Origin of the sequence: Herbidospora daliensis (genome assembly GCF_001570585.1) — a bacterium.
Lineage (GTDB): Bacteria > Actinomycetota > Actinomycetes > Streptosporangiales > Streptosporangiaceae > Herbidospora > Herbidospora daliensis.
Map to the genome: position 1 here is coordinate 40731 of NZ_BBXF01000015.1, position 21053 is coordinate 61783.

At 71.4% G+C, this 21053-nt stretch carries 17 protein-coding genes, 2 pseudogenes and 1 riboswitch; of the genes and pseudogenes, 2 read left to right on the forward strand and 17 right to left on the reverse strand.

Translation table 11 applies throughout. The features are described 5' to 3' along the window. Nucleotides 1–7 precede the first annotated feature (7 nt). The 7 genes from ribH to rpe form a co-directional block, all read right to left on the reverse strand. A complete protein-coding gene (ribH, locus tag AW274_RS38395; protein ID WP_062444137.1) occupies nucleotides 8–487 on the reverse strand; it encodes a 6,7-dimethyl-8-ribityllumazine synthase in 480 nt (159 codons plus the stop codon). Continuing rightward, complete coding sequence (locus AW274_RS38400; RefSeq protein WP_062444138.1) at nucleotides 484–1707, reverse strand: bifunctional 3,4-dihydroxy-2-butanone-4-phosphate synthase/GTP cyclohydrolase II; 1224 nt, start codon at nucleotides 1705–1707, stop codon at nucleotides 484–486. Before AW274_RS38400 ends, ribH begins: the two co-directional genes overlap by 4 nt. Beyond that, nucleotides 1704–2324, reverse strand: a complete 621-nt coding sequence (locus AW274_RS38405; protein WP_062444141.1) for a nicotinamide mononucleotide transporter family protein — start codon at nucleotides 2322–2324, stop codon at nucleotides 1704–1706. The genes AW274_RS38400 and AW274_RS38405 overlap by 4 nt, the downstream gene beginning before the upstream one ends. Beyond that, entirely contained in the window at nucleotides 2321–2908 is a 588-nt protein-coding gene (locus tag AW274_RS38410) for a riboflavin synthase (protein WP_062444149.1), read from the reverse strand. Before AW274_RS38410 ends, AW274_RS38405 begins: the two co-directional genes overlap by 4 nt. A 2-nt stretch (nucleotides 2909–2910) precedes the next feature. Next, nucleotides 2911–3966 (reverse strand): bifunctional diaminohydroxyphosphoribosylaminopyrimidine deaminase/5-amino-6-(5-phosphoribosylamino)uracil reductase RibD, encoded by a 1056-nt coding sequence (gene ribD, locus AW274_RS38415; protein ID WP_232320697.1) that lies wholly within the window; start codon nucleotides 3964–3966, stop codon nucleotides 2911–2913. An 85-nt stretch (nucleotides 3967–4051) separates the two neighbouring features. Beyond that, a riboswitch (FMN riboswitch) is annotated at nucleotides 4052–4182 on the reverse strand. A 75-nt stretch (nucleotides 4183–4257) separates the two neighbouring features. Beyond that, on the reverse strand, nucleotides 4258–5037 hold the full coding sequence (locus AW274_RS38420; RefSeq protein ID WP_062444152.1) for an oxygenase MpaB family protein: 780 nt from the start codon (nucleotides 5035–5037) through the stop codon (nucleotides 4258–4260). 9 nt (nucleotides 5038–5046) lie between these two features. Further along, nucleotides 5047–5706, reverse strand: a complete 660-nt coding sequence (gene rpe, locus AW274_RS38425; protein WP_062444155.1) for a ribulose-phosphate 3-epimerase — start codon at nucleotides 5704–5706, stop codon at nucleotides 5047–5049. A gap of 75 nt (nucleotides 5707–5781) precedes the next feature. On the opposite strand from rpe, the gene AW274_RS38430 reads away from it, so the two are divergent. Beyond that, on the forward strand, nucleotides 5782–6678 hold the full coding sequence (locus AW274_RS38430) for an ATP-binding cassette domain-containing protein (RefSeq protein ID WP_062444158.1): 897 nt from the start codon (nucleotides 5782–5784) through the stop codon (nucleotides 6676–6678). Then, nucleotides 6675–7463, forward strand: a complete 789-nt coding sequence (locus tag AW274_RS38435; protein ID WP_062444161.1) for an ABC transporter permease subunit — start codon at nucleotides 6675–6677, stop codon at nucleotides 7461–7463. The genes AW274_RS38430 and AW274_RS38435 overlap by 4 nt, the downstream gene beginning before the upstream one ends. Here AW274_RS38435 and AW274_RS38440 read toward each other — a convergent pair. The 10 genes and pseudogenes from AW274_RS38440 to coaBC all read right to left on the reverse strand — a co-directional run bounded on the left by AW274_RS38440 (nucleotide 7444) and on the right by coaBC (nucleotide 20960). After that, nucleotides 7444–8853, reverse strand: a complete 1410-nt coding sequence (locus AW274_RS38440; RefSeq protein ID WP_062444165.1) for an RsmB/NOP family class I SAM-dependent RNA methyltransferase — start codon at nucleotides 8851–8853, stop codon at nucleotides 7444–7446. The genes AW274_RS38435 and AW274_RS38440 overlap by 20 nt on opposite strands. A 48-nt stretch (nucleotides 8854–8901) precedes the next feature. Next, complete coding sequence (fmt, locus tag AW274_RS38445; RefSeq protein WP_062444168.1) at nucleotides 8902–9828, reverse strand: methionyl-tRNA formyltransferase; 927 nt, start codon at nucleotides 9826–9828, stop codon at nucleotides 8902–8904. Further along, entirely contained in the window at nucleotides 9828–10376 is a 549-nt protein-coding gene (gene def / locus AW274_RS38450) for a peptide deformylase (protein WP_062444171.1), read from the reverse strand. The genes fmt and def overlap by 1 nt, the downstream gene beginning before the upstream one ends. Nucleotides 10377–10421: 45 nt before the next feature. Beyond that, the gene (locus AW274_RS38455; RefSeq protein ID WP_198169606.1) at nucleotides 10422–11651 is read right to left on the reverse strand and encodes a hypothetical protein; all 1230 of its coding nucleotides are present in this window, start codon (nucleotides 11649–11651) and stop codon (nucleotides 10422–10424) included. A gap of 23 nt (nucleotides 11652–11674) precedes the next feature. Beyond that, a complete protein-coding gene (locus AW274_RS38460) occupies nucleotides 11675–13360 on the reverse strand; it encodes a hypothetical protein (protein ID WP_062444175.1) in 1686 nt (561 codons plus the stop codon). Between the two features lie 1445 nt (nucleotides 13361–14805). After that, a pseudogene (locus AW274_RS38465) lies at nucleotides 14806–16350 on the reverse strand (primosome assembly protein PriA); the annotation flags it as partial. A gap of 1194 nt (nucleotides 16351–17544) precedes the next feature. Then, nucleotides 17545–17982, reverse strand: a pseudogene (locus tag AW274_RS41635) (primosomal protein N' family DNA-binding protein); the annotation flags it as partial. A gap of 63 nt (nucleotides 17983–18045) precedes the next feature. After that, nucleotides 18046–19233, reverse strand: coding sequence for a methionine adenosyltransferase (gene metK / locus AW274_RS38470; protein WP_062444184.1), 1188 nt, complete (start codon nucleotides 19231–19233; stop codon nucleotides 18046–18048). Nucleotides 19234–19323: 90 nt separating this feature from the next. Next, nucleotides 19324–19680 (reverse strand): hypothetical protein, encoded by a 357-nt coding sequence (locus AW274_RS38475; RefSeq protein WP_062342747.1) that lies wholly within the window; start codon nucleotides 19678–19680, stop codon nucleotides 19324–19326. Between the two features lie 80 nt (nucleotides 19681–19760). Further along, the gene (gene coaBC, locus AW274_RS38480; protein ID WP_062444186.1) at nucleotides 19761–20960 is read right to left on the reverse strand and encodes a bifunctional phosphopantothenoylcysteine decarboxylase/phosphopantothenate--cysteine ligase CoaBC; all 1200 of its coding nucleotides are present in this window, start codon (nucleotides 20958–20960) and stop codon (nucleotides 19761–19763) included. Nucleotides 20961–21053: the final 93 nt, after the last annotated feature.

The following is a 21053-nucleotide window of genomic DNA, read 5'->3' on the forward strand; positions in this document are numbered from 1 at the left end:
CCGAACGTTAGCGCGATCCGGGCGTGAGGCCGCGCAACAGGACCGCCGTCTCCAGGGCCGCGACGGTCGCCTCGTAGCCCTTGTCCTCCTTCGAACCGGGCACACCCGACCGCTCGACGGCCTGGTGGACGCTGTCACACGTCAGCACCCCGTTGCCGACGGGCGTCGACTCGTCGAGGGAGACCCTGGTCAGGCCGCTGGTGACCGAGTCGCAGACGTACTCGAAGTGGGCCGTCTTGCCGCGCACGACCACGCCCAGCGCCACGACGGCGTCGTGGGTGCGGGCGAGCGCCTGCGCCACCACGGGGATCTCCAGGGATCCGGCGACCCGGACCACGGTCGGGGTCGCGCCGCAGTCCTTGGCCGCCGCGACGGCCCGTTCGACCAGCTGGTCGGTGATCTTCTCGTGCCACTTGGCCGCGACGATGCCCACCGTCAGGCCCTGCGCCTCGACCGGCCACGTCTCGGGCCGTCCAACGCCGCTCATGCGTTCTCCTCAGGAATTTCGTGACCGAGACGGTCACGCTTGGCGTACAGGTACTTCTCGTTGTACGGGTTCACGGCGATCGGCATCGGCTCGCGGCCGAGGACCTTGATGCCGTACCCGTCCATCCCCCGCATCTTGGCGGGGTTGTTGGTCAGCAGGCGCACCGATTTGACCCCGAGGTCGCCGAGCATCTGGCCGGCGTTGGAGAACTCGCGGGCGTCGACCGGCAGGCCGAGTTCGAGGTTGGCGTCGACGGTGTCGTGGCCGTCGTCCTGGAGGGCGTAGGCGCGCAGCTTGGCCAGCAGGCCGATGCCGCGGCCCTCGTGGCCGCGCAGGTAGACGACCACGCCCCGCCCTTCGGCGGCGATGGCGGCCATGGCGTGGTCGAGCTGCACGCCGCAGTCGCAGCGCAGCGAGCCGAGCACGTCGCCCGTCATGCACTCGGAGTGGGCCCGGACCAGCACGTTCTCGCCGTCGTCGAGGTCGCCGTAGACGAGCGCGACGTGCTCGCCGCCGTCGAGGGAGCTGGCGAAGCCGTAGGCGCGCCACATGCCGTAGCGGTTCGGGATGGACGTCTCGGCGACCCGCGTCACCACCCGCTCGGTGCGGCGGCGGAACTCGATGAGCTGCTCGATGGAGACCAGCGCGAGGTCGTGCTCGTCGGCGAAGGCGCGCAGTTCGGGCAGCCGGGCCATGGTGCCGTCGTCGTTGGTCACCTCGGCCAGCGCCCCGGCGGGGGTCAGGCCGGCGAGCCGGGCCAGGTCGACGGCGGCCTCGGTGTGGCCGGGCCGGACCAGCACGCCGCCGTCGCGGTAGCGCAGCGGGAAGATGTGGCCGGGCCGGACCAGCTCGAACGGCTCGGTGGCCGAGTCGGCCAGGGTGCGGATGGTGCGCGCCCGGTCGGCGGCGCTGATGCCGGTGCTGACCCCGTCGCGGGCGTCGACGCTGATCGTGTACGCCGTCCGCATGCGCTCCTTGTTGTCGTTCACCATCAGCGGCAGCCCGAGCCGGTCGAGGTCGTCGCCCCGCATGCCGACGCAGATGACGCCCGAGGTGTGCCGGATGGTGAAGGCCAGCGTCTGCGCCGTGGCCTTGGACGCCGCGAAGATGAGGTCGCCCTCGTTCTCGCGGTCTTCGTTGTCGACCACCACGACCGGCTTGCCGTCGCGGATGTCGGCGATCGCCCGTTCGATCGGGTCGAGCCTGATGTCGTCGTTCATACTGCGACCGCCTCCTGCTTGCGCCAGTTCACGAATCCGGTGAGGACCAGGACGAAGAACACCGCGTACACCGCTCCCGAGACGACCAGCCCCGACCGGAAGGCCAGCGGCACCCCGACGAGGTCGACGGCGATCCAGACGAGCCAGAAGTCGGTCAGCGCCCTGCCCTGGGCCCAGGTCGCGACCGCGCTGCCGACGAAGATGTAGGCGTCGGCGGCCACCAGGAAGTACCCCTCGGGAAGGGGCGCGTGCGCGCCCCACGAGAGCCCGGTGACGAAGAAGAACCAGCCGACGAGGGCGGTCCCGGCGACGACGGTCCCGGTCAGGAACAGCCGCTCGGCGGGCGTCGCGGTGCGCACCGCCAGCTGCTCGCCCTGGCTCTTCCAGCGCACCCAGCCGTAGACGGCCAGCACGCCGAACATGACCTGCTTGAGCGCGTTGCCGATCAGCCCGGCGTCGAGCGAGGCGGTCAGCAGCAGCACCGAGGCGGTGAGCTGGACCGGCCACGTCCAGAGCGAGCGGCGGATGGCGAACAGGACCGTGGCCAGGGCCAGGACGTTGCCGATGAGGTCGCTCCACAGGACGGGCGTCCCGAAGACCTCGAAGGTGGCGTTCACCGGGCCACCAGTTTCTCCACGTACTTGGCGATGACATCGGCCTCCAGGTTCACCGGGTCGCCGGCGACCTTCGAGCCGAGGGTGGTCAGCGCCAGCGTGGTCGGGATCAGGCTGACGGTGAACTCCTCATCGGAGACCGACGCGACCGTGAGCGACACGCCGTCGACGGTGATCGAGCCCTTGTGCACCACGTAGCGGGCCAGGTCGGCGGGCAGCGAGATCGTGACGACCTCCCAGTGCTCGTCGGGCTCGCGTTTCACGATGACGCCGGTCCCGTCGACGTGGCCCTGCACGATGTGGCCGCCGAGCCGCTGGTCGGCTCTGACCGCGCGCTCCAGGTTGACGGGGGAACCGGGCTTCAGCGCGCCGAGGCTGCTGCGGTCGAGGGTCTCCTTCATGACGTCCACGGTGAAGACGCCGTCGTCGACCGCGACGACGGTCAGGCAGACCCCGTTCACGGCGATCGAGTCGCCGTGCTTGGCGTCCTGGGTCACCAGGGGCCCGCGGAAGGCGAGCCGGGCGGCCTGCGGGAGCGGGTCGACGGCGACGACCTGGCCGAGTTCCTCGACGATTCCGGTGAACATGCTCAGTTCTCCTTCGGGGGTGCCGGCCGCGCGGTCACGCGCAGGTCCGGTCCAATGGGGACGACGTCGTCGAACTCCCAGCGGTGGATGCCGCCGATCCCGGTCACCCCGGCGTCGCCGAGAGCACTGGCCCCCGCGCCGAGGAACGCGGGCGCGAGATAGGCGACGACCCGGTCGACCAGACCGGCGCGCAGGAAGCTCCCGGCGAGGGTGGGGCCGCCTTCGAGGAAGACGCTGACGATCTGACGGCGGTGGAGCTCGGCCAGCAGGGCGGGCAGGTCGAGGCCGTGGGGGCCGCGCGGGACGCGCACGGCGTCCTCGCGGGCGACGTCGGCCGCGACGGCGAGCAGCGTGGGGGCGGCGTCGTCGAGCACCTTGGCGCGCGGGGGCGTGCGGCCCTCGCTGTCGACGACGACGCGCAGGGGTTTCGCGGGGCCGGGCCGGACGGTCAGGTGGGGGTCGTCGGCCAGCACGGTGCCGATCCCGGCCATGATCGCGTCGTGCTGCCCGCGCAGCCGGTGCACGTCGGCGCGGGCCTCGGGCGAGGTGATCCACCGGCTGGTGCCGTCGGCGGCGGCCGACCGGCCGTCGAGGGTCGCGGCCAGCTTCCACGTGACGAAGGGCCGGTTCAGCCGCGTGTACGTCAGCCAGTGGGCGTTCCCCCGCTCCGCCTGCGCCCGAAGGAGCCCGCTCTCGACGGCGACCCCCGCGCGGCGCAGCCGGTCGAGGCCGCCGGCCGCGACGGGGTTGGGATCCGGGACCGCGACGACGACCCGCTTGACGCCGGCCTTCAGCAGGGCCTCGGAGCAGGGGCCGGTCCGGCCGTGGTGGTCGCAGGGTTCGAGGGTGACGTAGGCGGTGCCGCCGCGGGCCAGCTCACCGGCCTCGCGCAGGGCCCAGACCTCGGCGTGGGGGCCGCCGGCCGCGGCGTGGAAGCCCTCGCCGACGACGGAGCCGCCGGCGGAAGTGATCACACACCCGACCACCGGATTCGGGCTCGTCGTGCCCAGCCCGCGCGCGGCGAGGTCGATCGCCCGGCGCATGAAGTGGTCGTCCACCCCGGTCCCTTCCCAAGAATCAGGGCTCCGGGGCATGGGCATGGAGGTGCCCGAAGACGGACGCGCCCATGGAGGGACCCGCCCGCCGCGTGCTGCCTCCCATCCGGACTTTCACCGTCGGTCCTGGAATTCCACCAGGTCAACCGGCCGATGGATTCGGCCGGGTCGCGGACTGTCACCGCCGGTTCGGACTTTCACCGACCCCGGAGCACGCATTGCTTTCTACGAATTGCGTAAAGGCTGTTGCCTACACAAGTTATTCCCAGTCTGCCACGACGGTTCCGGGCGGCGTCAATGTGGCGCCGGTCGCAGTGCCCTCGGCACCGCGTTCAGGCCGGTCCGCACGGTGCGCAGCGTCATCGTCGCCCACACGTCGCCGAACGGGGTGGCGGGCAGGCCGTAGAGGCGGCGGGCCCATCGGGGCAGGCTGGCGAAGGCCACGGCGGTGATCCACGGGAAGATCGGCTTGATCAGGGTGAGCCGGGCCGGCAGCGGCGGGTTCAGCGACATCAGCAGCGGGTGGGGCGCCTCGGGCACGAACCGCAACTTCGGCCGTTCGCCGTCGATGAAGTCGCGTAGCTCGCCCACCGAGTGGGGCACCTCGTCGGGTGACAGGCCGACGACCTCGGCGGCGCGGCGCCATTCGTACACGAACAGATCGGCCTCGTCGTCGGTCAGGGGCACCCCGGCGCGACGGGCCGTGGACAGGTAGGAGTCGACCTCCCCGACGTGCACCCAGCGCAGCGCGTCGGGTTCGTCGAGGTGGTAGCGGTCGCCGACGTCGGGATCGTAGGCGGTCAGGGTGGCGTGGATCCTGCGGACCCGGCTCGCCGCCTTGTCGACCTCGGCGGCGCTGCCGTAGGTGCGGACCCGGACGAACTCGGTGGTGCGCAGGAACCGCGCCCACGCCTCGGAGGGATCGAACAGGGCCGAGTTCTGGATCACCCCGCGCATCGCGCGCGGGTGGAGGCCCTGCATCAGCAGGGCCCGGAAGCCGCCCACGAACAACACCGGCTCCGCCATCACCCGCCAGGTGACCGAACCGGGGCCGAACAGCCCGTCTTGGTTCATGACCTCACGCTACGCCCCCTCGGCGAGCGCACGAAGGGCCTGCACCGCCCCGGCGGGGTCGTCGCGGCCGTAGACGGCGTTCCCGGCCACGAAGACGTCGGCGCCCGCCTCGGCGCAGCGCTCGATGGTCTCGTCGGCCACCCCGCCGTCGACCTGGATCCAGACCTCCAGGCCGTGCTTGGAGACCAGTTGCCGGGCCCGGCGGATCTTCGGCAGCACCCCGTCGAGGAACGGCTGCCCGCCGAACCCCGGTTCGACGGTCATCAGCAGCAGCATGTCGATCTCGGGCAGCAGGTCTTCGTAGGCGTCGACGGCCGTCGCCGGGTTCAGCGCGAAGCCCGCCCGCGCGCCCTCCTTGCGGATCGCCCGGAGGGTGCGTACGGGGGCCTTGGCGGCCTCGGCGTGGATGGTCACGCTCTTGGCGCCCGCCTCGGCGTAGCCGACGGCCCAGCGGTCGGGGTCGTCGATCATCAGGTGGCAGTCGACCGGCGTCGAGACCGCCTTCAGCAGCGCCTCCACCACAGGCAGGCCGAGGGTCAGATTGGGCACGAAGTGGTTGTCCATCACGTCGACGTGGAGCCAGTCGGCCACCCCGGCGACCCGGGCGGCCTCGTCGGCCAGTCGGGCGAAATCAGCGGACAAGATGCTGGGCGAGATCTGTACGGCCATGACGCCGCAGTCTACGCGGCAAGGTTTTGTCCCCTCATGAACCTGCGGATGATCTGCGCAAACTAGCCTCGAACCATGATCAGCGCAGCCGGCCTGACCAAGGTCTACGGCGGGAGGACCGCCCTCGATCACGCCGATTTCACGGTCCGGCCGGGTGTGGTGACGGGTTTCCTCGGCCCGAACGGCGCGGGCAAGTCGACCGCGATGCGGCTGATCCTCGACCTCGACCGGGCCACCTCCGGCTCGGTCACCGTCAACGGCCGCCGCTACCGCGACCTGCCCGTGCCGCTGCGCGAGGTCGGCGCGCTGCTGGAGGCCAAGGCGTGGCACGGCGGCCGGTCGGCCTACGACCACCTGCGCTTCCTGGCCCGCACCAACGGCATCCCCAAACGGCGGGTCCGCGAGGTGCTCGACATCGTCGGCCTGCACGACGTCGCCGGGAAACGCGCCAAGGGCTACTCGCTCGGCATGGGCCAGCGGCTCGGCATCGCCGCCGCCCTGCTGGGCGACCCCGCGATCCTGATGTTCGACGAGCCGGTCAACGGGCTTGACCCCGAGGGCATCCTGTGGATCCGGCGGCTCATGCAGTCGCTGGCGGCCGAAGGGCGGACCGTGTTCGTCTCCAGCCACCTGATGTCGGAGATGGCGGTCACCGCCGGGCACCTGATCGTGATCGGCCGGGGCCGGATCCTGGCCGACACCCCGGTGGCCGACTTCATCCCCGCGAGCCACGTGCGGGTCCGCTCCCCCGACCTGCCGGCCCTCGTCAGGGCCGTCGCCGCCGAGAGGTGGCAGGCCCGTCCCGCCGACAACGCCCTTCTCGTGTACGGGGTCACGCCCGCCGACGTCGGCGACCTCGCCCACCGGAACGGGATCCGGGTGCACGAGCTGGCGGCCGTCCACCCGTCGCTGGAGGAGGCGTTCATGCGCCTGACAGCCGACAGCGTCGAATACCACGGGGGCGGTGGATGACCCTGCGGCGGGCCGGCTTCGCGGGGGCCGTGGCCGGGGAGTGGATCAAGATCTGGACCGTGCGGTCGACGTTGTGGAGCATGTTCGCCACCGTCGTGGTCACCGTGGGGTTGTCGTCGCTGCTGGCGCTGGCGTACACGTTGTCGTACGACCGGCTCGGGTTCCGGGCCCGGCTGGCCTTCGACCCGGTCGCCTACGGGCTGGCCGGGCTGAACTTCGGGGTGATCACCCTGGGCGTGCTCGGGGTGCTGGTGGTGTCGACCGAGTTCTCGTCGGGGCTCATGCGGACCTCGCTGTCGGCCGTGCCGCGCCGGTCGCGGCTGCTGGCCGCCAAGGCCGTCGTGCTGGCCGTCGTCGCGCTGGCCGTGGGGCTGATCTCGTCGTTCGCCGCGTTCTTCGCCTCGCAGGCGGTCTTCTCGATGCGGCGGCTCGGCGTCGGGATCGGCGACCCCGAGGTGCTGCGGGCGGTCACCGGCGGCGGGCTCTACCTGACGCTGATCGCGCTGATCTCGCTCGGCGCCGGGGCGATCGTGCGGCACACCGCCGGGGCGATCACGTCGGTGCTCGGGGTGCTGTTCGTCGCGCCGATCTTCGGGGTGTTCCTGCCGGAGGACTGGGGGCGTACCGTCCAGAAGTTCCTGCCCCCGGCGGCCGGGAGCGCCATCTTGACCACCCGCGAGACGCCGGTCACCCTGCCTCCGTGGCAGGGCTTCGGCGTCTTCGCGGGCTACACGGCCCTGGTGCTGGTGGTCGCGTTCGTCCTGTTCAGGCGTCGCGACGTCTGAGCAGCGCCAGGAACATCGCGTCGGTGCCGTGGCGGTGCGGCCAGAACTGGGCGTAGGGACCGTCGCCGAGGCCCGGGACCTCGGGCAGGAACGAGCGCGCGTCGAGGGTCTCGGCCAGCTCGGCCATGTCGCCCACGACGGCCCGCGTCTCGGCGATGTGCGGCGAGCAGGTCACGTAGGCGACCACGCCGCCCGGCCGGACCGCCCGCAGCGCCGACCGCAGCAGCGTGCGCTGGAGCGCGGTGAGCTCGGGGATGCCGCGCTGGTCCCGCCGCCACCGGGCCTCCGGACGGCGCCGCAGCGCCCCCAGGCCGGTGCACGGCGCGTCGAGCAGGACGCGGTCGAACACCCCCTCCCGCCAGGGCGGGTTGGCGCCGTCGGCCACCACGACGGCGGCCTCCTTGGTCGCCTGCCAGGCCAGCCGGGCCCGGTGTTCCTGCGCGTCGCCCGCGAGCAGCCGCGCGCCGGTCTGCGTGGCGATCGCGTCGAGCAGGCCCGCCTTGCCGCCGGGACCCGCGCACATGTCGAGCCAGGTGCCGTCGCGGTCGTCGAGCGGCACCCGGGTCAGCGCGAGGGCGACGAGCTGGCTCGCCTCGTCCTGCACCGCGGCGCGCTGTTCGCCGACCGCCTTGAGCTGGCCGGGGTCGCCCTCGGTCAGGTAGGCGCCGTAGGGCGAGTAGGGGGCGGGCTCGGCGCCGGCGTCGACGAGCTCGTCGATCGTGGCCCGGCCCGGCCGCGCCACCAGGGCCACGCGGGGCCGCTCGTTGTCGGCCTCCAGGACCTTGGCGGTCTCGTCGACCGAGCCGCCGACGGCGTCACGCAGAGCGGTGACGATCCACTGCGGGTGGCTGTAGGTGACGGAGAGATGGCCGATCGGGTCGTCTTCGACCGGCGGCGCGACGGCCTTCAGCCACTCGTCGAGCGAACGCTGGCTGACCTTGCGCAGGATCGCGTTGGCGAACCGCGACGGCCCCTGGCCGACCCGCAGCCGGACCAGGTCGATCGTGGCGCTGACGGCGGCGTGGGCCGGGATGCGGGTGCGCAGCAGCTGGTGGACGCCCAGGCGCATGGCGTCGAGGAGCGGCGGGTCGATCTCCTCCGGCGGGCGGTCGCTGCACGCGGCGATCACCTCGTCGTAGGTGCCCAGACCCCGCAGGGTGCCGTAGGCCAGCTCGGTCGCGAGGGCGGCGTCGCGGCCGGTGATGTCACGCTGGCGCAACATCTGCGGCAGCAGCAGGTTGGCGTAGGCGTCGCGCTCGTCGACGGCCCTCATCAGGTCGTACGCCGCGTTTCTCGCCTCGTCACGGACGGGCTTGGGGGGCCTCGGGGGGCCGCCGCGCCGAGCGGTGGAGCGGGCCCGTCCTGAGGGGTTGTTGCCCCGGTTCGTCATCTGGCGGTTGCCTTTGGTCGGTGGTGGCGAGCGATCATTCAGGGTAGCTCAGCTGAGGTGGTCGCCTTCCCCGATCCGGGCACCACGGGCCCAATCGCCCGCCGTCATCGGCTTCTTCCCCTCGGCCCGCACCTCGCCGAGGAGCACGGGGTGACTGGCCGTGCCGACCCAGACGCGGTTCTTCTGGACGCGGATCTCGCCCGGCGCGAGCTTCTCGGCGTCGGGCGCCGGGGTGGTCGCGCCGAGTTTGAGGCGGTGGCCCCGGAACTCGGTCCAGGCGCCGGGATTGGGCGTACAGGCCCGGATGAGACGGTCGACGCGGAGGGCGGGGGCGGTCCAGTCGACCCGGGCGTCGTCGACCTGGATCTTGGGCGCCAGGCTGACGCCCTCGGCGGGTTGCGGGCGCGCTTCGAGGGAGCCGTCGTCGATGCCGTCGATCGTGGCGGCCAACAGGCCCGCGCCCGACTCGGCCAGCCGCGCCAGCAGCTCGCCGCTCGTGTCGGACGGCCGGATCTCCTCGGTGACCACGCCGAACACCGGGCCGGCGTCGAGCTCCTTGACGATGCGGAAGGTGGCCGCGCCGGTGATCTCGTCGCCGTGGAGCACGGCGTGCTGGACGGGGGCCGCGCCGCGCCAGGCCGGCAGCAGCGAGAAGTGCAGGTTGACCCAGCCGTGGACCGGGATGTCGAGCGCCGCCTGCGGCAGCAGCGCGCCGTAGGCGACCACCGGGCAGCAGTCGGGCGCGATCTCGCGCAGCCGGTCGAGGAACGCCGGGTCGCCGGCCTTCGCGGGCTTCAGCACCTCGACGCCCGCCTCGGCGGCGAGCTCGGCGACCGGGCTGGGATGGAACTGCCGGCCCCGCCCCGACTGGGCGTCGGGCCGGGTCACCACGGCCGCCACCTCGTGGCGGGAGGCCAGCAGCGCCTTCAGCGACGGGAGCGCGGTCTCGGGGGTGCCCGCGAAGACGAGACGCACTAGATCGCCCTCCCGAACGTGGCGTGCGGCGAGAACTTGACGACGGGGGCGGCCAGACCGCTCCACTCGGCCTGCCGGACCGCCTTCATGGCGAGCTTGCGCTGCCTGGCGTCCATGCGGTCGACGAACAGGATGCCGTCGAGGTGGTCGGTCTCGTGCTGGAGGCAGCGGGCCATCAGGTCGGTGCCCTCGATCGTGACCGGGTCGCCGTGCATGTTGAAGCCCCTGGCGACCGCCCGGATCGCGCGCGGCGTCGGGAAGGCCAGGCCGGGGAAGGACAGGCAGCCCTCCTCGCCGTCTTCGTCGCACTCGTCGCCGAGGTCGAGGACCGGGTTCACCAGGTGGCCGACGACGTCGTCGATGTTGTAGGTGAAGACGCGGAGCCCGACGCCGATCTGCGGAGCGGCCAGGCCCGCGCCCGGGGCGTCCATCATCGTGTCGGTCAGGTCTTTGACGAGCTTGCGCAGTTCCTTGTCGAAGGTCTTCACCGGCTCCGCCGGAGTGCGCAACACGGGGTCGCCGAACAGGCGGATCGGCTGAACTGCCACCAGAAGGCTCCTTGGACTAGGGATCAGCCCAGTTTAAGGGCCCTCTTAGCGCGACCGGGTCTTCATCGCCGCCTTGCGGGCGGCCTTGGCGACCACGACGTCGGGGTGGTTCTTGCCGAGCAGTTCGAGCACCGCCAGCGCGTCGGGATGGTCGGCCGCACCCATGATCGGCACCAGGCTGAGCAGGTCGTCGCCGAGCACGTCGAGGTCGCCGCCCTTGGCCGGGGCGCCCAGGTAGAGCAGGGCGGCCAGGGTGTCGACGGCCACCCACGCGCCGTCGGCCTCACCGAGCGCGGGGGCGTCGAAGTCGCGCACGCCCAGCCAGGCGGCGGCGTAGCGCCACATCAGCGGCTCGTCGAGCGCCTCGCGCACGGCCGGGGCCGCCTCGGGGCCGAGCTCTTCGAGGATGGTGCCGGCGGTGCCGCGCTGGGCGGCGTTGCCGGTCGCGGCGATCTTGATGAGGTCGCGGGCCGCCTCCTCGGGCGCCCGCCGCTCCAGCCACAGGCTCGCCGCGCTGGCCGACGCCTTGCCGGCGATCAGCGCGTCGATGAGCTCGCCGGCGGTCAGCAGGGCCAGGCCCTCGATCTCGCTCAGCGAGGGGGCGTCGTGGCCCTCGCGCAGCAGGTCGCGGCGGACCGCCCAGACGCCGATCGGGGTGAGCCGCACCGAGTCGGCCCCCGCCGGTTCGATCAGCCCGCAGTAGGCCAGCAGCTCCATCGCCGCGGCCAGCTCGGTGGGCAGCGCCAGCCGCAGCCGCCGCAGCTCCTGGAGCCCGGCCTCGCAGCCGACCTCGTGGGCCTGCAGGATGCCGGTCGTCAGCAGCGGCACCGCCATGCCCTCGCGCACCGAGTACATCGTCGCCAGGATCTCGGTCAGGTGCTCGTCGACGACGGCCGAGCCGGTCAAGCCCTGCTCGTCGGTCCGGTCGAGCACGTCCATGACGACGCCGTCCCAGAACTCCATCGTGTCGCGCACCCCCGGGCCCGGCCGGGCGCCCTCAGGGGTGATCTCGATCAGGCGGCCGTTGACCGCCACGATCCACAGCAGCCGCAGCCGGTCGGCCTTCAGGCCGAGGTCGTGGACGACCTGCGCGGCGTCGCCCGGCAGCAGGTTGTGATCGTCGGCGACGGGGCGGGTGCCGGTCCAGGCGGCGAGGCGGGCCGCGTCGCGTACCAGGGAGACCGCCCGCACCTGAGCGGCGAGCTCGTCGTCGAGCGCCAGCTCGACCGGCGGGAAGGTGAGCACGTCGCTGTCGAGGATCGCTGAACCTGGCATTCCTGCAACTTACTCCACACTGGTTACCTGATACCCCGCGAACGAGCCTTGAAGGCGGCCTTCCTGGCGGCCTTGGCGGCGTTGCGGTCAGGCAGGGTGTGCCCGAGCAATTCAAGCACCTGCACGACGTCGGGGTGCTCCACCTTCCACATGTCCTCGATCACCTCGGGCGACGGCCCGGAGGCGGCCATGTTCTCGGCGAACGACTCGGGATCGGCCTCGGCGGCCGGGATCGCCAGGGCGAGCATGTCGACGCTGACCCAGAGCATCTCGTCGTCGGTCATCGGCGGCGCGCCCAGCCGGCGGGCCGACAACCAGTGGATGACGTGGGGCCGAAGCTCCTGGTCGGACAGGTAGCGCCGGACGGCGGGCTCGGCCTCGAACCCCAGCCGGTCGACGATCGTGACGGCCACCCCGCGCACCTCGGCGGGCGCCCCGACGACCGCTTCGAGCAGCTCCCCCGCCGCCTCGGCGGGCGACCGCGCGCCCAGCCAGCGCACGATGTCGGGCTCGGCCGCCTCGGGCGTGATCCCGTCGGACAGCAGCCCCGCGATGAGCCCGCTCGCGTCGCCCTCGGCCAGGTCGGGCGCGATGGGCGCGTCGAGGCCGAGTTCGGCGTACATCTCGCGGATGCCCCACATGCCGTGGGGGGTCAGCATGAGACCTTCGTCGGTGATGGCGACCGTGCCGGCCGCGACGAGCCCTTCGAGGGCCTCGGTCAGGTCGCCCACCGGCCCGTCGTCGGCCACCTCGCTGAGGTAGTCACCCACCGCCTCGACCGGGACGGGCACCTGGAGCCGGTAGAGCAGGTCGTGGATGGCGTAGACCTCCTTGTCGACCACCGCCGACCCGGTGACCTCGCCCCGGTCTTCGCCGAGGAACTCGACCAGCCCGACCCAGAGGTCGAGCACGTCCTCGTCGGCCCGCTCGGCAAGGGCCCGAAAGCCGGCCTCGGCACTGACCTGGACGCCGTCGAGCTCGGCGAGCCCGAGCTCCAGCGCCAGCCCCCAGGCGACGGCGGGCCGCGCCACCCCGCGCCCCGCGAGCTCCTTGGCGTCTTTGACCCGGAGGGCCTTGCGGGTAGTCGCGGTAGCCCCGCTGCCCACCATCCAGGCGACAACGGTGTGGGCGTCGCGCAGCAGCGGCACCCGCCGCACCATCGCGGCGACCTCGCCCGGCGCCGCCAGCCGCACCGGCGGCAGCGGCGCGCAGCCGGGACAGTCGCAGTCTTCGTCGAGGGTGAGGCTGCGCCCCTGCCCGAGCCGCGGCGCGGCGTCGTCGACCCCCGGCTCGATGAGCTCGAAGGTGTCGGCCCCGATGACGCTGAAAATGCTCTTGGCCATGCCGAACTTGGACGAGTCGGCCAGCGCGGCCGGCATCAGCGGCCCCACCCGGTCGAGCGTGCCCCGCATCTCGGCGGCGGTCGTGCCGTCGATCTCCCCGGTCGCCGCCAGGAAGTCGACGAGCGAGCGGGCGGCCAAGACGGTCCCCGGCGCGCTGTCGGGCGGGGTGATCACCTTGCGGGGGTAGATCTCCAGCAGCAGTTCCTCGAAAGTGGCGGGCCGGAAATCCCCCGGCGCCCCGACCTCCAGGTAGTCACTCGCGTAGTCGCAGAGCAGCCTGATCTCATCGACATCGGGCGTGACGCCGTTCTCGTGCCCCCACACGCGCAGGCCATCGATGGCCCGGTTCACCCATTCGATCGACACAGGGAGACGCTAACGGGTTACTGACCGCATCGCGAATTCACGCCGTTGGACGACCCCACGCGAAGGGCCTGCGGGCGCTCGCGATCATGGGGCGGGCCGGCCCGCGAGGGGGTCTCACTCGCATCGCGGCGCTCGGAACCGGAATGGCGTCGCTTGGGCCGGCCGCATATGCGGGCGACCGGCCTTGACGAAATCGCGCGTTTTTCTTCCTGGAGCCTGGCGTGTAGGCGGGAACCGAAGCCAATCACGGCGTCGATTATCGGCACGCCGGAAACACGTCTGCATCACGTGAGATCCATGGGCCGGCGTCTGTGCCGAAGGGCTCGGCATTTGGAACCGGCGACGTTTCCGCGTGGGATTCGGACCGTCCTGCGGCGCGACTTGTGATGCCGAGCATGCGGACCGTGCGGAGGTTTCCGCGGGGTACCTGCGTCAGCGGCGATCGACTCGGCCGACACACTGACAGGCTGGCCTATACAGCCTCAGGCTATGCGGGGTTGGCCTTGGCGACCCCGGCCTCCAGCGCGGCAGCACGTGGCGGCAAGACTCCGCTTGCCCAGGGCGCATACGATGCCCATTTCGACCTCTGTCGTGCTGATGCATTCGAGTTCCGCCAATGCACGCAAGCGGGATCCGCTTCAGGTGGAGTCATCGACGGGCTTCCGGGCGCACAACGACAGAATTGCCGCGACTCGCGATCCTTTTGCCGGATTAGAACCGGAATCCCGACAGAGAGGGAAGCGCTCTTACCCTTGGTCAAGTGACGACACTCTGGTCTTAACAGAACCCGAAGATGCCACCACCGCAGGTAACTCGGCATGGTCCACGACGACCGGCGAGTTCCGGTAGTCAGAGGTGACAGTCGACGGCCTCCAGTAGCCGCAGGCAACGATCGGCGAACGTAGGCCGTCGCAAGCGACGATCGGCGAGCTCGAGTGGTCACAGCCGACGGTTGACGGCCTCCAGTAGTCGCAGGCGCCGATCAGCGAACTTGGGTGGTCGCAGGCGACGATCGGCGAGCTCCGGTAGCCACACGTGACGGTCGACGGCCTCCGCTAGTCGCAAGAGACGATCAGCGAGCTCGGGTGGTCGCAGGCGACGATCGGCGACCTCGGGTAGCCACACGTGACGGTCGACGGCCTCCAATAGTCGCAATCGACGATCGGCGAACGTGGGTCGTCGTAAGCAAAGATCGGCAAGCTGGGGCCGCCCTAGGCGACGATCGGTGAACTCGGGTGCGCCCCGGTAGGCACTCCGGTAATCACTCCGGTAGTGACAGTCGGCGAACTCGGGGCGTCGTGGCCGACGATCGGCGACCTCGGGTCGTCGTAGGAGACGATCGGCGAGCTCGGGTGGTCGCAGGCGATGATCGGTGAACTCGGGGCGTCGTAGGCGACGCGGGCCGACGAACACCGTGAGGTCTTCGCCCTTGAGATCACGCGTGATCACAGGAGATCGAGCGGATCGATGTCGATCTTCACGACCTCGGCGGCCTTGCGTGCCGACCTGACCCCGGCCGCGCCCTTGAGGACCCTGACCAGTTCGGCCCCCCGCGACCGCGCCGCCCTGAGCACCGCCCGTTCCTCGCCGGTACGCCCCACTGGAACCGGCCCCAGCACCTCGACCCCCTCCGGAAGGGTCATCAGCCCGAGCATCTCGCGGATCGCCGCAGGGGACCCGGTGAGCGTACCGACCTGAGTGACGGGCGGGAACCCGAGCTCGGCCCGGTCGCGGAGCTCACGCTCGGCGTGCGTGACGGGATCCCACCGCACCAGCGCCTGGGTGACCGGCGCCTGCGCGTCGGCGAGCACAACCACCTCTCCGCCGGCCCGCACGAGCGCTGCGGCGTTCAGCCACCGACGGAGCGCCTCCTCACCGGCCCGCAGATCGGGCCTGCTGAGCATCGCCCACCCGTCGAGCAGCGCGGCGGCGGCATATCCCCCTTCGGCGACGGGCTCCGCGCCGGGAGTCGCGACCACGAGCGCCGGCGCGTCGGGCACCGAAGCGAGCACCCCGTCACGCCCCGACGTGGTGACCCGAGTCGACGGGAACGCCCGCCCCAGTTCCTCGGCCGTCCTGCGCGCTCCCACGACGGCCGCTCGCAGCCGGGGAGACCCGCAGTTGGAGCACCGCCAGTCTCCGGCGATCCGGCCGCACCAGCGGCAGTAGGGCGCCGCGTGCCCGTTGGTCAGCGCCAGCGGCCCGGAACAGGCCGAACACTGCGCCCGGCTGCGGCATCCCAAACAATTCAACGCAGGGAGATATCCCCGCCTCGGCACCTGCACGAGCACCGGCCCGCTCTCCAGCCCCGCCTTGAGCGCCCGCCAGGCGATGCTCGGCAACCGCGCCGCCCGGGCCGCCTCGTCACGGTGGAGCTCGGCGTCGTCCCCGGCCGCCCGCACGCGGGGTGCCCGCCGCCGGACGTCCTCCCGGGCGGCGGTCAGCGGCTTCGCCCACCCGGTGGCGATCAGCCGCGTCCCTTCGGCGGTCCGCGCATACCCTCCGATGAGCATCGCCGCACCGGCCGCGTGGACCCGCGTCGCCAGGACCTCCCGGGCGTGCGGATAGGGCGCGAGGCGCTCGGAGTGCAGGTCGTCCCCGTCGTCCCAGAGAACCGCGAGCCCGAGATCCCGCACCGGCGCGAACGCCACGGCCCGGTTCCCCACCGCGACCCCTACCTCGCCGCGCAGCACCTTGAGCCATCGCCGATAACGTTCGGCGGGCCCGAGGTCGGCGGTGATGGCGACGTGGGGGATGTCGGCGAGAGCGGCGTCGACCATGGCGACGTCCTTACCGTCGGGAACCACGACCACGGCTCCTTGCCCGGCGGCCACGGTAGCCCCGACGGCTTCTGCCACGGCCTGCGGCCAAGTGGGCGGCCCACCAGGTAGGGCCGTCCAAACGGCCCGCACCGGCCGCCCTTCATACAGCGCGGCGCAGAACGCGGGCCCAGCGGGATAGGCGCCCCAGTAGCCACTACTCCAGTCGGGACGCACGCCATCCTGTTGCGAGGGGACCACATCCGCAGAATCACCGGAAATTTCGGGATACGCCCCGCCCGACGACCACCCCTCGACCCCCCGCGACGAAGACCCCGAACCACCGGACATCTCAGGATGAGCACCGCCCAACGACGGCTCCTGACCTGAGCCCTCTTGCCGCGAGGACGCCACATCCGCCGAACTACCAGATATTTCCTGACTCACCCCGACGGACTCAGTCGACGACTCGGGACCCACCTCCCCTAGCGGCGAAGACAAACCATCCGCAGGGCGGCCAGAAGTCGCCAGACTCGCCGGACTCGCCAGACTCGCCGGAACCGATCCAACCGACGGCCGCTCGCGACCGATGTCACCCTGAGACGAAGACGCCGCAACCGCCCGAACGCCGAAAATTTCGCGACTCGCACCAAGCGACCCAGCCGACGTCCGCTCGCCATCCGCATCCTCCGGTGGCGAGAACTCCTCCGCAGATCCGCCGGGAATTTCCGGATTCAACCCACCCGACGACCGCTCGTGACCCGCTTCCCCACGAGGCGAAGACACCGGTTGAGGCGAAGACGCCAAAACTGCACCGACGCCGGAAGCCCCAGGATTCGCCCCGAGCATCCCGGCTGACGTCTGCTCGCCACCCACATCCCCCTGCGGAGAAGACGCCGCAATCGCAGGATCGCTGGAGAACACCGGATTCGCCCCGGCCGACCCGACCGACCCGTTCAACGTCCGATCGTGACCCTCCTCCCCTTGAGGTGAAGACGCCACATCCACAGAGCCACCCGAAACCCCAAGGTGCACCCCACCCATCGGCCGTCCCAAAACCGGCGAAGACGCCACACCCACGGGACCGCTGGAAGGTTCGTGACTCGCACCAAGCGACCCAGCCGATGTCCGCTCGTGACCCGCATCCCCCTGGGACGAAGACGTCACATCCACCGCATCGGAAGAAACACCAAGCGGCCTCCCACCCGACGGCAACTCCCGACCCGACGAAGACGGCATACCCGCAGAACCACCGGAAATTTCGGCGCCCGACGACCGCTCCTGCCCAGCCCCCCGTTCCACCGGCAAGCCCACGCCCGCAGAACCGGAAATATCGGCATTCGTCCCATCGGCCCCCGACGCCCCCGCGCCGCCGACCGCCCCGATCGCCGCCGTAACCCCCCGCCGCGAAGGAGACACCGCCGCCGCCTCAGCCCGCGCGTGTCTCGGCGGAATCGCCAGCCGCAGCACGTCGGACAACGTCCCCGCATACCGGTCGGCCACCGCCCGCGCCAGCGCGGCGATCTCCGCGGTCAGCACCCGCTCAGGCGAGATCACCCGCTCAAGAAAGAGCAACGCCCCCTGATGCGAACTGGACTCCACCCGCTCCAGCAAAAAGGCATCGGTCAGCTTCCCGGCAAAGCGCACCCGAACCCGAACTCCAGGCAGCGCGACCTCGTCCAGGGAAAGAGGCACCAGGTAGTCGAAGGGCCGATCGAGATGAGGCAGCGGATTGTCGACCACGACCCGCGCCACCGGCAGCGAAGCGGCAGGTTCGGGCGCGCCTGCGGCCCTCCCTCGGGCTGCCGGGGAGGTCGCGTCGGAGGGAAGCGCGATCAGCGCCTCCTGCGAACCCTCGCTCACAAGGCCCAAGTCCTAGCAGCAACCAAAAGATCCCCGGGCCGGAGCCCGGGGATCTGGGGAAAACTACAGACCGGCGGCGGCGCGGAGCGCACCGGCGCGGTCGGTCGACTCCCAGGAGAAGCCGTCGCGGCCGAAGTGGCCGTAGGCGGCGGTCTCGGAGTAGATCGGGCGGAGCAGGTCGAGGTCGCGGATGATCGCGGCCGGGCGCAGGTCGAAGACCTGGAGCACGGCGGCCTGGATGGCGGCGATCTCGACGGTCTCGGTGCCGAAGGTCTCGACGAAGACACCGACGGGCTGGGCCTTGCCGATGGCGTAGGCGACCTGGACCTCGGCGCGGTCGGCGAGGCCGGCGGCGACGATGTTCTTGGCGACCCAGCGCATGGCGTAGGCGGCGGAGCGGTCGACCTTCGACGGGTCCTTGCCCGAGAAGGCGCCGCCGCCGTGGCGGGCCATGCCGCCGTAGGTGTCGACGATGATCTTGCGGCCGGTGAGGCCGGCGTCGCCCATGGGGCCGCCGATCTCGAAGCGGCCGGTCGGGTTGACCAGCAGGCGGTAGCCCTCGACCACGATGTCGAGGTCGGCCAGGACCGGCTCGACGACGTGCTCGCGGATGTCGGGGGTCAGCATCTCCTTGAGGTCGATCTCGGGAGCGTGCTGGGTCGACACGACGACGGTGTCGAGGCGGACGGGCTTGTCGCCGTCGTACTCGATGGTGACCTGGGTCTTGCCGTCGGGGCGCAGGTAGGGCACGGTGCCGTTCTTGCGGACCTCCGACAGGCGGCGGGCCATGCGGTGGGCGAGCGTGATCGGCAGCGGCATCAGCTCGGGGGTCTCACGGCAGGCGTACCCGAACATGAGGCCCTGGTCGCCGGCGCCCTGGCGGTCGAGGTCGTCGCCCTGCTGCTCCTCGCGGTGCTCGATGGCGTCGTCGACGCCCTGCGCGATGTCGGGCGACTGGGCGCCGATGGAGACCGAGACGCCGCAGGAGGCGCCGTCGAATCCCTTGTGGGAGGCGTCGTAGCCGATCTCGAGGATCTTCTCGCGGATGACGCCGGGAATGTCGACGTAGGTCTCCGTCGTCACCTCACCGGCGACGTGGACCTGGCCGGTGGTGATCATCGTCTCGACGGCGACACGGCTCTTGGGGTCGTCCTTGAGCATGGCGTCGAGGATCGCGTCACTGATCTGGTCGGCGATCTTGTCGGGGTGGCCCTCGGTGACCGACTCGGAGGTGAACAGGCGACGGGACAACTCGTGGCTCCTCATGCAGCGGCTGCTGACGGCTAAATGGCTTCGCTGAGTGTAGCCGGACGACCGTCACCCCCGCGAAACCGTCTCACGTTACAAGTCGGGTAGCGGATCCCTCGGCAGGTCGCCCGGGGCGAACGCCTCGGCGTCGGCCGCCCCGACGACGGCGACGTACTCGTCGGCGACCTCGAACGACACGCCGCCGAGCTCGATGACGGGCCCCGGCGAGAAGTCGACCGGCCCGAGCCGGGTGCGCCGGGGGTGGCGGGCCCACACCGACGCGGGTTCGTGCCGCCCGAACACCTTCGTGGCCAGGACGGTGATCGACCGGTCGGTCACCACGACGAGATAGCCGCCGCCGTCGGCGTAGGCCGGGAAGACATAGCGCAGGTCCTCGCCCGGCGGAAGCAGGGCGCGGCAGCGTTCCCGGATCGCGGCGGACACGGGCATGGCCATCTCCTTCATGTGCCCGGAGAGCCAAACGAGCCTTTTATGGGCCCCATTCCCTCTTTGTCCCGCGAACCGGCGCGTTACACCAGCCGCGCCGCGATCAGATCCCAGACGACCCCTGCGAGATCGTCCTTGGGCCCGCGAGGGATCTCCACCGGCTCACCGTCGGCCACCAGAACGGTCGCCGCGTTGTCGGGCGTCCCGAAGGCGAGGTTCTCCCCCACTTGATTGACGACGAGCAGGTCACACCCCTTCCGGGCCAGCTTGGCCTGCCCGTTGGCCAGCACGTCGTCGGTCTCGGCCGCAAACCCGACGATCACTCGCGGCGACTTCTCCCCCGCCCGCCGCCGCTCCCCCAGCTCCGCCAGGATGTCCGGATTCTTGGTCAGCCGGATGGCCTCGGGCTCGTCCCCAGTCTTCTTGATCTTGCTGAGCCGGGGCGCCACCGGCCGGAAGTCCGCCACCGCCGCCGCCATGACCACCGCGTCGGCCTCGGCCACGGCGTCGATCACCGCATCCCTGAGCTGCAACGCCGACTCGACCCGCACGACGTCCACCCCCGCGGGGTCGGGCAGCGCGACATTGGCCGCCACGAGCGTGACCGCAGCCCCCCGCGCCGCCGCGACCCGAGCCAGCGCATACCCCTGCAATCCCGACGAGCGGTTCCCGATGAACCGCACCGGATCGATGGCCTCCCGAGTCCCCCCGGCGGACACCACGACCCGCCGCCCCGCGAGATCGGCCCCCGCCCCCGCGAGCACCGCCCGGCAGACCTGGAAGATCGCCGAAGGATCAGGCAACCGCCCCTTGCCGGTGTCGGCCCCGGTCAGCCGCCCGACGGCGGGCTCGATCACGACGGCCCCCCGCGCGCGCAGAGTCGCGACGTTGGCCTGAGTCGCCGGATGTTCCCACATCTCGGTGTGCATCGCCGGCGCGAACACGACCGGACACCGGGCCGTGAGCAACGTGTTGGTCAGCAGATCGGAGGCCAGCCCATGCGCGGCCTTCGCGAGGATGTCGGCGGTGGCCGGCGCCACCACGAGAAGATCGGCGTCCTGCCCGATCCGGACATGCGGCACCTCCTCCACCGAATCCCACACCTCAGCGGAAACGGGATTCCCGGAAAGCGCCGCCCACGTCGGTTCCCCCACAAACCGCAAAGCATCCCGTGTAGGCACAACACGGACAGAATGCCCCGATTCGGTAAACAACCGAAGAAGTTCACATGCCTTATAGACCGCGATCCCCGCGGAAACCCCCAACACCACCCGATTCGCCACAGAGAAACCCTACCGACCCGCCCTCAAACCATTCCTCCCACCCCACCCAAGAACAAGAACCTTCTTCTATTCAGTTACGGCTCCGCCCACCCC

Bases quoted from the DNA above. Each gene is read 5' to 3' on its own strand.
- ribH (WP_062444137.1), bottom strand. From the start codon at position 487: ATGAGCGGCGTTGGACGGCCCGAGACGTGGCCGGTCGAGGCGCAGGGC.
- AW274_RS38400 (WP_062444138.1), bottom strand. From the start codon at position 1,707: ATGAACGACGACATCAGGCTCGACCCGATCGAACGGGCGATCGCCGAC.
- AW274_RS38410 (WP_062444149.1), bottom strand. From the start codon at position 2,908: ATGTTCACCGGAATCGTCGAGGAACTCGGCCAGGTCGTCGCCGTCGAC.
- AW274_RS38420 (WP_062444152.1), bottom strand. From the start codon at position 5,037: ATGAACCAAGACGGGCTGTTCGGCCCCGGTTCGGTCACCTGGCGGGTG.
- rpe (WP_062444155.1), bottom strand. From the start codon at position 5,706: ATGGCCGTACAGATCTCGCCCAGCATCTTGTCCGCTGATTTCGCCCGA.
- AW274_RS38430 (WP_062444158.1), top strand. From the start codon at position 5,782: ATGATCAGCGCAGCCGGCCTGACCAAGGTCTACGGCGGGAGGACCGCC.
- AW274_RS38435 (WP_062444161.1), top strand. From the start codon at position 6,675: ATGACCCTGCGGCGGGCCGGCTTCGCGGGGGCCGTGGCCGGGGAGTGG.
- AW274_RS38440 (WP_062444165.1), bottom strand. From the start codon at position 8,853: ATGACGAACCGGGGCAACAACCCCTCAGGACGGGCCCGCTCCACCGCT.
- AW274_RS38455 (WP_198169606.1), bottom strand. From the start codon at position 11,651: ATGCCAGGTTCAGCGATCCTCGACAGCGACGTGCTCACCTTCCCGCCG.
- AW274_RS38475 (WP_062342747.1), bottom strand. From the start codon at position 19,680: ATGCCCGTGTCCGCCGCGATCCGGGAACGCTGCCGCGCCCTGCTTCCG.